Here is a 13,285-nt window from a genome sequence, read left to right on the forward strand (position 1 = left end):
ATGCCCGACGTGGAAAGTTTTTGGCATAGCCTTGAAGAAGCCTATCAAGCGATTTTGTCGGCGCCAAGTTTTGATGCTTGGATTAAAACCACACGCCCTTTGAAATTAGACAACAATCAATTGTGGCTAGAAGTCCCTTCTGCAGTTCATCGTGATTACTGGGAAAAAAATCTTTCGGCAAAAATTGTCGAAACTGGATTTAAATTGACCGGTGCAGAAGTGATGCCCCATTTTGTTGTTGCCGATGAAAAAGACGCAGCACTGGCACAAGAACTCGAAGAACCTGCCGAAGAAGAAGTTGTTTTTAGTGAACAAAGTAAAAAAGCGATGCTTAATCCTAAGTACACTTTCGACACCTTCGTTATTGGTAAAGGAAACCAAATGGCGCACGCTGCAGCGCTTGTTGTTGCCGAGGATCCAGGTTCGATTTACAATCCCCTTTTCTTCTATGGTGGTGTAGGGTTAGGGAAAACCCATTTGATGCATGCTATTGGTCATCAAATGTTAGTGAATCAACCAGATGCCAAAGTCAAATATGTTAGTAGCGAAACGTTTACGAATGAATTTATCAACTCAATTCAAACAAAGACATCCGAACAATTTCGGAAAGAATATCGCAATGTTGACTTATTATTAGTCGATGATATTCAATTTTTGGCGGAAAAAGAAGCAACATTGGAAGAATTTTTCCATACCTTCAACGATCTTTACAATGAAAATAAACAAATTGTTTTAACAAGTGATCGCCCGCCGAATGATATTCCAAAATTACCTGAACGATTAGTTTCTCGCTTTGCTTGGGGTTTGTCTGTTGATATCACCCCGCCTGATTTAGAAACACGGATTGCAATTTTGCGCAAAAAAGCAGATGCCGAGCGTTTAGAAATTCCGGATGATACACTAAGTTATATCGCTGGTCAAATTGATTCCAACATCCGTGAATTAGAGGGTGCTTTGGTCCGTGTTCAAGCCTTTGCAACTATTAATGGAGAAGATATTACCACTAGTTTAGCGGCGGACGCCTTGAAATCTCTAAAATCAGTTGGTAGTAAAAATCAATTGTCCATTTTACAAATTCAAGAAGAAGTATCCAAATATTATCATGTGCCTCTTAAGGATTTAAAAGGGAAAAAACGGGTGAAAACAATTGTGGTTCCTCGTCAAATCTCAATGTATCTTGCTAGAGAAATGACCGACAATTCCTTGCCAAAAATTGGTGCCGAATTTGGCGGCAAAGATCATACAACGGTGATTCATGCGCACGAAAAGATTCAGCAATTATTGGAAAAAGATCCAGCGATTCAAAAAGAAGTCAGTGAAATTAAAAATTTATTGAACTCTTAGGATGTGGAAAACTAAACAAAAAAGAACAAAGTTATCCACAACTTATACACAAGTGGATAACTTAGTAAAATCAATGCTCTTTTGACTTTTCCACAGAATCAACATGCCCTATTACTTTTATTATTTATTTATATATAATATACAAAACAGTGGCGTACAAAATTAGAACGTATTGAAAATACTTAAAAAGGAGTTTACATTATGAAATTAACGGTCAAACGAAGTGTCTTTTTACAAGAATTACAAACTGTTCAACGAGCAATTTCTTCTAAAACAACGATTCCAATCTTAACAGGTGTTAAAATTGTGTTATCAGAAGATGGCTTATCACTTACTGGGAGTAACGCGGATATTTCAATTGAAAGTTTTTTAAGTAAAGATGATGAAAAAGCTCAAATGACCATTGAACGCACAGGTAGCATCGTTTTACAATCTCGTTTCTTTGGCGAAATTATTCGTAAATTACCAGAAGATATGTTCACAATGGAAGTTCTAGATAACAATCAAGTTGCAATTACTTCAGGAAAAGCTGATTTTACGGTTAATGGATTAGATGCTGACAATTATCCGCACTTACCAGTAATTGATACTCAAAACCAAATGAAATTACCTGTTCATTTATTGACAAAAATTATTAGTGAAACAGGTTTTGCTGTATCGATGCACGAAAGTCGTCCAATTTTAACTGGGGTTCACTTTATTTTAGAAAATCAAAAATTACTTGCCGTTGCGACAGATTCACATCGTTTAAGTCAACGTGTGATCCCGACAGAACAAGCAGTAGAAGACTTTAACATTGTAATTCCAGGAAAAAGTTTAACTGAACTTTCTCGTTCATTAACCAATGAAGAAGAAATGGTTGAAATCAGCATTATGGAAAACCAAGTGCTATTTAAAACAGAAACAATGTACTTCTATTCTCGTTTGTTAGAAGGAAATTATCCTGATACCAACCGTTTAATTCCAACTAGCCATAACACTCAAATTGAATTTTATGTACCAGAATTGCTTTCAGCAATCGAACGTGCCTCTTTACTTTCTCATGAAGGACGTAACAATATTGTTCGCCTTTCAATTTCACCAGATTCTGTTGTTTTATATGGAAATTCACCTGAAATTGGAAAAGTCGAAGAAGCTTTAAACTATGAAAATGTTTCTGGTGAAGCGTTGGATATTTCTTTCAACCCAGATTATATGAAAGATGCGTTGCGAGCGTTTGGCGATATGAATATTACCGTGAAATTCCTTTCTCCAATTCGTCCGTTTACATTGGAGCCAACCGAAACAGAACTAGATTTCATTCAACTAATTACACCGGTTCGTACAAATTAATCATGTTTAAAAAAGACCTTCGGAAAATCACTATGATCGCCGAAGGTTCTTTTTTGTCGTCTGTTTAAAGCCGATAAACGCTGCTAGATAAGCTTTTTAAAACTAGAATAGCTTTTACGCTAATGTGATTGTGAATGTTTGAACTATCGTTTGACGAATAAATTCTGCCTTTTTTTTCGTGGATAAAGAAAAAAGCCCTTTAATTTTTCGTTTAAGAGCTGTTCATTTTTTTATGAACATTTCCTAGTGAAAGAAGTTTACGTTGCTTAAAACGACGCTCAGACCTCTACAAGCTACTTTTCTTCATTGCGCGCCCTCTTTGTTTGTCTTTGAGTTACCCCAAATTGTTTTTTAGTTAAACGCTACTCGTCATTTCTGCCAAATCAGGCCCCTTTTTTCTCAAGAAAATATCAATTTCCGTTTTAAAATGCTTTTTAAGAGTTTTTTTATCCTAATAATATTTTCGGTCATTTAGAATTAAAATTGCTTAGAATGAAAATTAGACAGATAAATTTGTTTTCTCTTATGAAAAAGGGTATAATATATATGAGAACGTATTAGAAAAAAGAGGGATGCACATTGAAAAAAACGTTTGTTTTAGCAACTGAGTATATAACGCTTGGTCAGTTTCTTAAAGAAATCAACGTCATTGGTAGTGGCGGCCAAGCCAAATGGTATTTGGCAGACAATAGCGTGTTTGTTGATGGCGAGTTGGAAAATCGTCGCGGACGGAAACTTTATGCGGGCATGATGATTGAGATACCTGAAGAAGGTACTTTTTTTATGGTGAAAAACGGAAACGAGTCCGACGATGCGGCTGAATGAGCTGACACTTCAGCATTATCGTAATTATGAAACAGTCAGCTTAGATTTTCCAAAAACGTTAAATCTTTTTTTAGGCGAAAACGCCCAAGGAAAAACCAACTTGTTAGAAAGCATTTATGTTCTAGCAATGACACGAAGTCATCGAACCAGCAATGAAAAAGAATTAATTGGCTGGGAACAAGCAGCAGCTAAAATTAGCGGCGTGGTTGAAAAAAAGACAGGCACCGTACCGTTGGAAATTTTAATTTCCAACAAAGGACGTAAAACCAAGGTTAACCACATTGAGCAAAAAAGGCTCAGTGCGTACATTGGGCAACTGAATGTTATTTTATTTGCCCCAGAAGATTTATCTTTGGTGAAAGGCTCACCTCAAGTCCGCCGGAAATTTATTGACATGGAACTCGGACAAGTGAGTCCTATTTATCTTTATGATCTTGTCCAATATCAGTCTGTTTTAAAGCAACGGAACCAATACCTAAAACAACTAGCTGAAAAAAAACAAACAGATACTGTTTATCTGGATATTTTGACAGAGCAGCTAGCTGAATTTGGCGGGAAAGTTCTATACGCTCGGTTAGGTTTTCTTAAAAAATTAGAACACTGGGCAAACTTACTCCATCAAAAAATTAGTCATGGACGCGAAACGCTCACCATTGACTACGCATCAAGCATCCCAATTGACAACACGGATCTTTCCTTAGAAGCACTTCAAAATCAATTGCTCCAACAATTAATGAACAATCGTAAGCGTGAATTGTTTAAAGCGAATACTTTTTTAGGCCCTCATCGTGACGATTTGCTGTTTATTGTCAATGGTCAAAATGTTCAAACGTATGGCTCACAAGGTCAACAGCGAACGACAGCTTTAAGTATTAAATTGGCAGAGATTGATTTGATGCATTCAGAAACAGGAGAATATCCTGTGTTATTACTAGATGATGTCATGAGTGAATTAGATAATGAACGTCAAATTCACTTGTTAGAAACGATTGAAGGCAAAGTTCAAACGTTCTTAACGACAACTAGTTTAGATCACATAAAAGACAAGCTAACAGTTGAACCAGATATTTTTTATGTTCAACAAGGCAAGATAGAAAGGAATTCAGCGACATGACAGAAGAAGAAAAAAACATGAGAGAACGTGCGCAAGAATATGACGCTAGTCAGATTCAAGTTTTGGAGGGCTTAGAAGCTGTCCGGAAACGTCCTGGTATGTACATAGGTTCTACTAGTGGCGAAGGGTTACACCACTTAGTATGGGAAATCGTTGACAACTCTATCGACGAAGCCTTAGCAGGATTTGCTAAATCAATTCAAGTAATTATCGAACCAGACGATAGTATTACTGTTATCGATGATGGTCGTGGAATTCCAGTCGGAATTCAAGCCAAAACAGGTCGTCCAGCTGTGGAAACAGTGTTTACAGTGCTACATGCCGGCGGGAAATTTGGCGGTGGCGGCTATAAAGTATCAGGTGGCTTGCACGGTGTTGGTTCCTCTGTTGTTAATGCTTTATCGACCAGTTTAGATGTTCGTGTTTATAAAGATGGCAAAGTGTATTACCAAGAATATCGTCGTGGTGCGGTTGTTGATGACCTAAAAGTTATCGAAGAAACGGATCGTCACGGAACCACTGTTCACTTTATTCCAGATCCTGAAATTTTTACAGAAACAACCGTTTATGATTTTGATAAATTAGCAACACGGGTTCGTGAATTAGCCTTTTTAAATCGAGGCTTACACATTTCAATTGAAGACCGTCGTGAAGGACAAGAAGATAAAAAAGAGTATCACTATGAAGGCGGGATTAAGAGTTATGTTGAGCATTTAAATGCCAATAAAGACGTTATTTTCCCAGAGCCAATCTTCATTGAGGGAGAGCAACAAGATATTACAGTGGAAGTGTCAATGCAGTATACAGATGGCTACCACTCAAATATTTTAAGTTTTGCCAACAATATTCATACTTATGAAGGCGGAACGCATGAATCTGGTTTTAAAACTTCTTTAACACGTGTGATTAATGACTATGCACGTAAACAAAAATTGATGAAAGAAAACGATGAAAAATTAACTGGGGAAGATGTTCGTGAAGGTTTAACCGCAGTGGTTTCCATCAAACATCCAGATCCTCAATTTGAAGGACAAACCAAAACGAAATTAGGGAACTCAGAAGTACGGACCGTTACGGATCGTTTATTCTCAGAATACTTTACAAAATTCTTAATGGAAAACCCAACAGTCGGCAAACAAATTGTCGAAAAAGGCATGTTGGCTTCAAAAGCTCGTTTAGCCGCTAAAAGAGCCCGTGAAGTCACCCGTCGTAAAGGCGCGTTAGAAATTAGCAACTTGCCAGGGAAGCTGGCTGATTGCTCAAGTAAAGATCCGGAAAAATGCGAATTATTTATCGTCGAAGGAGACTCGGCCGGCGGTTCAGCAAAACAAGGCCGTAGCCGTGAATTCCAAGCCATTTTACCAATTCGTGGGAAAATCTTGAATGTTGAGAAAGCCAGCATGGATAAAATTTTAGCCAATGAAGAAATTCGGTCATTATTTACAGCTATGGGAACAGGCTTCGGCGAAGATTTCGATGTTTCTAAAGCACGTTATCACAAACTAGTGATTATGACCGATGCCGATGTCGATGGTGCGCATATTCGAACGTTGTTATTAACCTTGTTCTATCGCTTCATGCGGCCAATTGTTGAAGCTGGTTATGTGTATATTGCCCAACCACCACTATATGGTGTGAAACAAGGGAAAAACATCACCTACGTTCAACCGGGCAAACATGCTGAAGAAGAACTAGCAAAAGTGTTAGAAGAATTACCTGCTTCACCAAAACCAAGTGTCCAACGTTACAAAGGGTTGGGTGAAATGGATGATCACCAACTTTGGGAAACAACAATGGACCCAGAAAAACGATTAATGGCGCGAGTGAGTGTCGATGATGCCATTGAAGCTGACCAAATTTTTGAAATGCTAATGGGCGATCGTGTGGAACCACGTCGTGCGTTTATCGAAGAAAATGCCCATTACGTGAAAAACTTGGATATTTAATGTGTCGCAACGTTGTAAGAGACGCTAGAACATATATTTAGAGGGGAAAAAATTCATGAGTGAAGAAATTAAAGAAAACATTCAAGACGTCAATCTGACCAGCGAAATGAAAGAATCTTTCATTGACTACGCAATGAGTGTTATCGTAGCCCGCGCGTTACCTGACGTTCGTGACGGTTTAAAACCTGTTCATCGCCGAATCTTATATGGAATGAACGAATTAGGGGTAACCCCTGATAAACCACACAAAAAATCAGCCCGGATTGTTGGGGATGTTATGGGTAAATATCACCCCCATGGGGACAGTGCGATTTACGAATCAATGGTGCGGATGGCACAACCTTTTAGTTATCGGGCTATGTTAGTTGACGGCCACGGAAACTTCGGTTCTGTCGATGGTGACGGCGCTGCCGCTATGCGTTATACCGAAGCACGTATGAGTAAAATTGCTTTAGAAATGCTACGAGATATTAACAAAAATACAGTCGATTTCCAAGGAAACTATGATGATTCAGAACAAGAACCAGTAGTTTTACCTGCTCGTTTTCCAAACTTACTAGTTAACGGAACAACGGGGATTGCGGTGGGGATGGCAACAAATATTCCACCACATAATTTAAGTGAAGTGATTGATGCAACAAGTTTATTGATGGACAATCCTGATGTAACGACGAATGAATTGATGGAAGTGTTACCTGGACCAGATTTTCCAACAGGCGGTTTAGTGATGGGGAAATCAGGGATTCGCCGAGCATATGAAACAGGGAAAGGTTCGATTACTGTTCGTGCAAAAGTTGAATTGACTGAAATGCCGAATGGAAAAGAACGTATTTTAGTAACTGAATTGCCTTATATGGTGAATAAAGCCAAATTAATCGAACGAATTTCTGAATTACACAGAGATAAACGAATTGAAGGAATTACTGATTTGCGGGATGAATCTTCTCGTGAAGGCATGCGGATCGTCATCGATGTTCGTCGAGATGTGAGTGCCTCTGTTGTGTTAAACAACTTGTACAAAATGACTGCCTTACAAACATCTTTTGGTTTTAACATGTTAGCCATCGAAAAAGGCGTACCAAAAATTTTAAGCTTGAAACGTATTTTAGAAAACTACGTCGAGCACCAAAAAGAAGTCATTACTCGCCGGACGATTTTTGACAAAAACAAAGCAGAAGCACGGGCGCATATTTTAGAAGGTCTACGAATTGCCTTAGATCATATCGATGAAATCATTGCCATTATCCGTGGATCACAATCAGATGACGAAGCAAAAGCAACGTTAATTGAACGCTTTGAATTTTCAGATCGTCAAGCGCAAGCGATTTTAGATATGCGTTTACGCCGTTTAACAGGCTTAGAACGCGACAAAATTGAAAATGAATATCAAGAGCTATTGAAATTCATTGCGGACTTAGAGGACATTTTAGCCCGCCCAGAACGCGTCATTGAAATCATTAAAACAGAGTTAAATGACGTTCGCACAAAATTTGGTGATGCACGACGCACAGAATTATTAGTAGGTGAAGTCTTAAGTCTTGAAGATGAAGATTTAATCGAAGAAGAAGAAGTCGTGATTACATTAACCAATAACGGCTACATTAAGCGGATGGCAAACTCTGAATTCCGGGCGCAACGCCGTGGCGGACGTGGTGTCCAAGGCATGGGCGTTCATGATGATGATTTCGTGAAAAACCTAGTTTCTTGTTCAACACACGACACGTTATTATTCTTTACGAACACTGGGAAAGTTTACCGAGCAAAAGGTTACGAAATCCCTGAATACGGTAGAACAGCAAAAGGAATTCCAGTGATTAACTTACTGGGAATTGATTCTGCAGAAAAAATTCAAGCAATTATTTCTGTTGAGGGCAAAGCGGAAGCAGGTAAATACTTGTTCTTCACAACCTTAAAAGGAACCGTCAAACGGACAGCCGTAACAGCCTTTTCTAATATCCGTAGTAATGGATTAATCGCCATTAGCTTAAAAGAAGATGATGAGTTAGTTAACGTGGTAACGACTAATGGCAATCAGAAGATGATTATCGGAACACATGCAGGATACTCTGTCACATTTGATGAAAATACTGTACGTGATATGGGCCGGACAGCATCAGGTGTTCGGGGAATCCGTCTCCGCGAAAATGATTATGTGGTCGGCGCAGCGATTCTGGATGAAAATAAAGAAGTCCTAGTCATTACTGAAAATGGTTATGGTAAGCGTACAAAAGCTTCTGAATATCCAGTTAAAGGACGTGGCGGTAAAGGGATTAAGACAGCAAATATCACTGAGAAAAATGGTCCATTAGCTGGTTTAACCACGGTCAATGGGGATGAAGATATCTTATTGATTACGAACAAAGGCGTCATTATCCGCTTTAACGTAGATTCTGTTTCTCAAACAGGACGCGCAACATTAGGAGTTCGTTTAATGAGAATGGAAGATGGTGCCAAAGTGGTAACAATGGCTGTTGTAGAACCAGAAGAAGTGGAAGAAGAAATCGTTGAAGTTGTAGAAACAACAGAAAACGAAACAACATCAGAAACAGAAGAATAACATAAAAAAGTTTCGCCAGTTGGCGAAACTTTTTTATTGGGGCTTTTCAAAACTATTTCTTGCTTTTGTCTATCAATTAGCATATAATTAGAGATTGTGAACTACCTTTTTAGGTATGTTCTCCTTGCTCTTAGCCAACTAAGAGCCTTGAAGTCCATAGGGAGGTGAAAATCAATGAGTCAAGATACGAAGTACGAAATCATGTACATTATTCGTCCGAACATTGATGAAGAAGCAAAAACTGCTTTAGTAGAACGTTTCGACACAATCTTAAAAGATAACGGAGCAGAAGTTATCGAATCTAAAGATTGGGAAAAACGCCGCTTAGCATATGAAATGAACGGATTCCGTGAAGGCATCTATCATATCGTTAACGTTACTTCTCCATCAACAGCTGGCGCAATCAACGAGTTTGATCGTTTAGCAAAAATCAATGACGATATTATCCGTCATATGATCGTGAAGGTAGAAGCATAATTTGTTTCACATGAAACATTTATTGACGAAAGGAGATGTTTTGAATGATTAATAACGTTGTATTAGTCGGAAGATTGACAAAAGATCCTGACTTACGTTACACCGCTAGTGGTTCAGCTGTTGCGACCTTTACACTTGCTGTAAACCGTAACTTTACGAATCAAAATGGTGACCGTGAAGCAGACTTTATCAACTGTGTGATTTGGCGTAAACCCGCAGAAACAATGGCTAATTATGCCCGTAAAGGTACATTATTAGGTGTTGTCGGAAGAATTCAAACTCGTAACTACGAGAACCAACAAGGTCAACGTGTCTACGTAACTGAAGTGGTTTGTGAAAACTTCCAATTGTTAGAATCTCGTTCTGCTTCAGAACAAAGAGGAACTGGCGGCGGTAGCTTTAATAACAACGAAAATGGTTATCAATCACAAAATCGTAGCTTTGGTAATAACAATGCCGGTTCTGGATTTAATAACAACAACAATAGTTTCAATCCATCATCTTCTCAGTCGCAAAACAATAACGGTATGCCTGATTTCGATAAAGATTCTGATCCATTTGGTGGCTCAGGTTCATCTATCGACATTTCAGATGATGATTTACCATTCTAAACGAATTTGATAGGAGGGAACAAGAATGGCACAACAAAGAAGAGGCGGACGTAAACGTCGGAAAGTCGACTACATCGCAGCAAACCACATCGAATACATCGATTATAAAGATACTGAATTGTTAAAACGATTCATTTCAGAACGTGGCAAAATTTTACCACGTCGTGTTACAGGTACTGGCGCTAAAAACCAACGTAAATTAACGATTGCTATTAAACGCGCACGTATCATGGGATTATTACCATTCGTTAGTGACGAACAATAATTTTATGACAATTTCCAGAACCAAAGAGCTTGCTCTTTGGTTCTTTTTTATCTTGACTAGTGTTTCACGTGAAACATAACAAGGTTCGCAGAATGAAGTGTTTTGTGATAAAATAAAGGATGAAATAACTAGTGAATCACCAGAGCAATATGCTCGTTGGAACAAGTCGCCTCAAAGGTCTGCAGAAAGATTGGAGGCAAAAAAAATGCAAAAGAAGAGAATTCAAAAAAACGGTTTCTTAATTGTTGTGGGTCTTCTCTTAGTAGAATTTCTCCTCTATTTCTTACTAACAAATAAATGGCTGCTATTGGCGGTAATTATCGCATTAGATATCTTTCTCTTAGTGGTTATTCGGCTGTTGATTAGAGATGTAGAAATTACAAACGTAGAAAAGATTCAAGAAGCAAGTTCCATTGCTGAACAATCGTTGGATTATGTTGTAAATGAAGTACCTGTGGGAATTATTACGTATAACGGGGAAACACGCGCGGTAGAATGGCTTAATCCTTATGCTGCTTCTATTTTTAATAAAGACAATCAGCTAACGTTAACCGCTAGCCAAGTTACGTCTTATTTAGAATTAGCAGAACGAAACCAAGATATTTTTACGATTGACGAAAATACCTATCGCTTTAGCGTCAATAAAGAACAACATACAATTACTTTTGAAGATATCACTAAAGAAAGTAATTTGTATCAAGAAAAAGTCGAAATGCAAACGGCTATTGGCATTGTGTCTGTCGATAATTATGATGATGTCACCGATACAATGGACGAGAAAGAAATTTCTTATTTGAATAGTTTCATTACGACGATGGTTTCTGATTGGATGGACCAATACAAAGTTTTTTATAAGCGAATCAACGCAGAACGTTATTTTTTCATTGCCCAATGGGAAGATATTCAAAAAATGATGGACGAAAAATTTTCTATTTTGGATACGATCCGTAAGGAATCAGCTAACCATGAAGTAGCCATTACGTTAAGTATGGGGATTGCTTATGGGGGGCCAACCTTAGATCAAACCGGGACCACGGCTCAAACAAACCTAGATACAGCTTTAGTTCGTGGTGGTGATCAAGTGGTTGTAAAAGAAGCCAAAGATGAAGCGAAGCCGTTATTTTTTGGTGGAAAAACGGCAGTAACGACGAAACGTTCCCAAGTACGTTCTCGCGCAATGAGCATGGCAATTAAGGGAATTATTGCGGAATCTGCTGACATCTATATTATGGGCCATCGTTATCCAGATATGGATGCGTTAGGTTCAGCATTTGGTGTTGCTCGTTTAGCCTCGTTTAATAATCGAAAAGCGTGGATTGTTTTAGATGAAAATGAAATCATTCCCGATGTCAAAAGAGTGTTAGAGGCGATTAAAGAGTACCCAGAATTAGAAGAGCGCATTATTAGTCCTAAAGAGGCCATGAAGCGCAAGAAAGAAAGTAGCTTATTAGTTATGGTAGATTACCATAAACCGTCTCTATCGATCTCACAAGAGCTCTATGAGCGTTTTGATAAAGTGGTAATCATTGATCACCATCGACGAGGAGACGAATTTCCAGCAAAACCCTTGCTTTCTTATATTGAATCTTCTGCCTCTTCTGCTTCAGAATTAGTCACAGAATTGATCGAATACCAAAGTAATAGCGCAAATAAACTGCAGGCCTTTGAAGCAACCATGATGTTGGCGGGAATTGTGGTTGATACGAAAAGTTTCAATACACGAACGACGGCGCGAACATTTGATGTGGCTAGTTATTTACGAACTTGTGGAGCAGACTCATCTTTAGTACAATATCTATTAAGTTCTGATCTTACAAGCTATCTGGAAATGAACAACTTAATCTCTAAAAGCGAATATGTCACAAAAGATACCGTCGTTGTTGCAGGGAGTGAAGACAAAGAATACGATAGTGTCACAGCTGCCAAAACAGCGGACACGTTACTTTCTATGGCAGGGATTAATGCAGCATTTGTCATTACCAAGCGGACGGATCAACAGATTGGCATTAGTGCTCGGAGTAATGGTTCAATTAATGTCCAAATTATTATGGAAAATTTAGGTGGAGGCGGTCACTTTACTAATGCGGCAGTACAATTATCAAACGTAACAGTAGCAGAAGTAAAAGAGCAACTACTTGATGTAATTCGTCAAAATATTAATGAAATGTATGAACAGGAGTGAAGGAAATGAAAGTCATTTTTTTACAAGACGTTAAAGGAAAAGGAAAAAAAGGGGACGTAAAAGAAGTGCCAACTGGTTACGCCCAAAACTTTTTAATTAAAAATGGTTATGCGAAAGAAGCCAATAAAGGGAGCATGAGTGCATTAGCGGGTCAAAAGAAAGCCCAAGAAAAACATGAAGCAGAAGTTTTAGCACAAGCAAAAGAAATGCAAGCCTTTTTAGAAGATGAAAAGACTGTTGTAGAGATCAAGGCAAAAGCTGGAGAAGATAGCCGTTTATTTGGCTCAATTCCTTCAAAACAAATTGCAGAAGCCTTAAACAAACAATACAATGTAAAATTGGATAAACGCAAAATCGAATTAGCCAACCCAATTCGTTCTCTAGGTTACACTAACGTACCAGTCAAACTACATCATGAAGTTACAGCGAAAATTAAGGTTCATGTCGTAGCGGAATAATACAATCGATAAAAAAGAAGCCGATTTCTCCGGCTTCTTTTTTATGCAAAATAAATTACTCGAATTATTTTTTATAATATTTAAAAATAAAATATACAACACTTTAAATTAACGAAAGTATTATATTTTTATTAATTGTATATTTTTCAAAATTGGAAAGTGAACTAAAAATAG

At 38.1% G+C, this 13,285-nt stretch carries 11 protein-coding genes; all 11 read left to right on the forward strand.

What is annotated here, in order from left to right; translation table 11 throughout:
* Complete coding sequence (dnaA, locus tag IGL23_RS00005) at window positions 1-1,344, forward strand: chromosomal replication initiator protein DnaA (protein WP_002356013.1); 1,344 nt, start codon at window positions 1-3, stop codon at window positions 1,342-1,344.
* 201 nt (window positions 1,345-1,545) lie between these two features.
* Window positions 1,546-2,676 carry a DNA polymerase III subunit beta gene (gene dnaN / locus IGL23_RS00010; protein ID WP_002356014.1) on the forward strand — a complete coding sequence of 377 codons (1,131 nt, stop codon included), beginning with the start codon at window positions 1,546-1,548 and terminating at the stop codon, window positions 2,674-2,676.
* Between the two features lie 579 nt (window positions 2,677-3,255).
* Window positions 3,256-3,501, forward strand: coding sequence for a S4 domain-containing protein YaaA (gene yaaA / locus IGL23_RS00015; protein WP_002356015.1), 246 nt, complete (start codon window positions 3,256-3,258; stop codon window positions 3,499-3,501).
* Window positions 3,488-4,615 (forward strand): DNA replication/repair protein RecF, encoded by a 1,128-nt coding sequence (gene recF / locus IGL23_RS00020; protein WP_002356016.1) that lies wholly within the window; start codon window positions 3,488-3,490, stop codon window positions 4,613-4,615. The genes yaaA and recF overlap by 14 nt, the downstream gene beginning before the upstream one ends.
* Window positions 4,612-6,561, forward strand: coding sequence for a DNA topoisomerase (ATP-hydrolyzing) subunit B (gene gyrB / locus IGL23_RS00025; RefSeq protein ID WP_002359210.1), 1,950 nt, complete (start codon window positions 4,612-4,614; stop codon window positions 6,559-6,561). Before recF ends, gyrB begins: the two co-directional genes overlap by 4 nt.
* Window positions 6,562-6,616: 55 nt before the next feature.
* The gene (gyrA, locus tag IGL23_RS00030; RefSeq protein ID WP_002361457.1) at window positions 6,617-9,118 is read left to right on the forward strand and encodes a DNA gyrase subunit A; all 2,502 of its coding nucleotides are present in this window, start codon (window positions 6,617-6,619) and stop codon (window positions 9,116-9,118) included.
* 174 nt (window positions 9,119-9,292) lie between these two features.
* Window positions 9,293-9,595: a 30S ribosomal protein S6 gene (rpsF, locus tag IGL23_RS00035; protein WP_002356019.1), complete on the forward strand. Its 303-nt coding sequence runs from the start codon at window positions 9,293-9,295 to the stop codon at window positions 9,593-9,595.
* A gap of 44 nt (window positions 9,596-9,639) precedes the next feature.
* Window positions 9,640-10,206, forward strand: coding sequence for a single-stranded DNA-binding protein (gene ssb / locus IGL23_RS00040; RefSeq protein WP_002364599.1), 567 nt, complete (start codon window positions 9,640-9,642; stop codon window positions 10,204-10,206).
* A gap of 25 nt (window positions 10,207-10,231) precedes the next feature.
* The gene (rpsR, locus tag IGL23_RS00045) at window positions 10,232-10,471 is read left to right on the forward strand and encodes a 30S ribosomal protein S18 (protein ID WP_002356021.1); all 240 of its coding nucleotides are present in this window, start codon (window positions 10,232-10,234) and stop codon (window positions 10,469-10,471) included.
* A 205-nt stretch (window positions 10,472-10,676) separates the two neighbouring features.
* Window positions 10,677-12,653, forward strand: a complete 1,977-nt coding sequence (locus tag IGL23_RS00050; protein ID WP_002356022.1) for a DHH family phosphoesterase — start codon at window positions 10,677-10,679, stop codon at window positions 12,651-12,653.
* A gap of 5 nt (window positions 12,654-12,658) precedes the next feature.
* On the forward strand, window positions 12,659-13,111 hold the full coding sequence (gene rplI, locus IGL23_RS00055; protein WP_002356023.1) for a 50S ribosomal protein L9: 453 nt from the start codon (window positions 12,659-12,661) through the stop codon (window positions 13,109-13,111).
* Window positions 13,112-13,285: the final 174 nt, after the last annotated feature.

The organism is Enterococcus sp. MSG3299 (assembly GCF_050555765.1).
In the GTDB taxonomy this organism is placed as follows: Bacteria; Bacillota; Bacilli; order Lactobacillales; family Enterococcaceae; genus Enterococcus; species Enterococcus faecalis.

Excerpts from the sequence above, each read along its gene's own strand:
- dnaA (WP_002356013.1), top strand. The coding sequence starts at position 1 with ATGCCCGACGTGGAAAGTTTTTGGCATAGCCTTGAAGAAGCCTATCAA.
- dnaN (WP_002356014.1), top strand. The coding sequence starts at position 1,546 with ATGAAATTAACGGTCAAACGAAGTGTCTTTTTACAAGAATTACAAACT.
- recF (WP_002356016.1), top strand. The coding sequence starts at position 3,488 with ATGCGGCTGAATGAGCTGACACTTCAGCATTATCGTAATTATGAAACA.
- gyrB (WP_002359210.1), top strand. The coding sequence starts at position 4,612 with ATGACAGAAGAAGAAAAAAACATGAGAGAACGTGCGCAAGAATATGAC.
- gyrA (WP_002361457.1), top strand. The coding sequence starts at position 6,617 with ATGAGTGAAGAAATTAAAGAAAACATTCAAGACGTCAATCTGACCAGC.
- rpsF (WP_002356019.1), top strand. The coding sequence starts at position 9,293 with ATGAGTCAAGATACGAAGTACGAAATCATGTACATTATTCGTCCGAAC.
- ssb (WP_002364599.1), top strand. The coding sequence starts at position 9,640 with ATGATTAATAACGTTGTATTAGTCGGAAGATTGACAAAAGATCCTGAC.
- rpsR (WP_002356021.1), top strand. The coding sequence starts at position 10,232 with ATGGCACAACAAAGAAGAGGCGGACGTAAACGTCGGAAAGTCGACTAC.
- IGL23_RS00050 (WP_002356022.1), top strand. The coding sequence starts at position 10,677 with ATGCAAAAGAAGAGAATTCAAAAAAACGGTTTCTTAATTGTTGTGGGT.
- rplI (WP_002356023.1), top strand. The coding sequence starts at position 12,659 with ATGAAAGTCATTTTTTTACAAGACGTTAAAGGAAAAGGAAAAAAAGGG.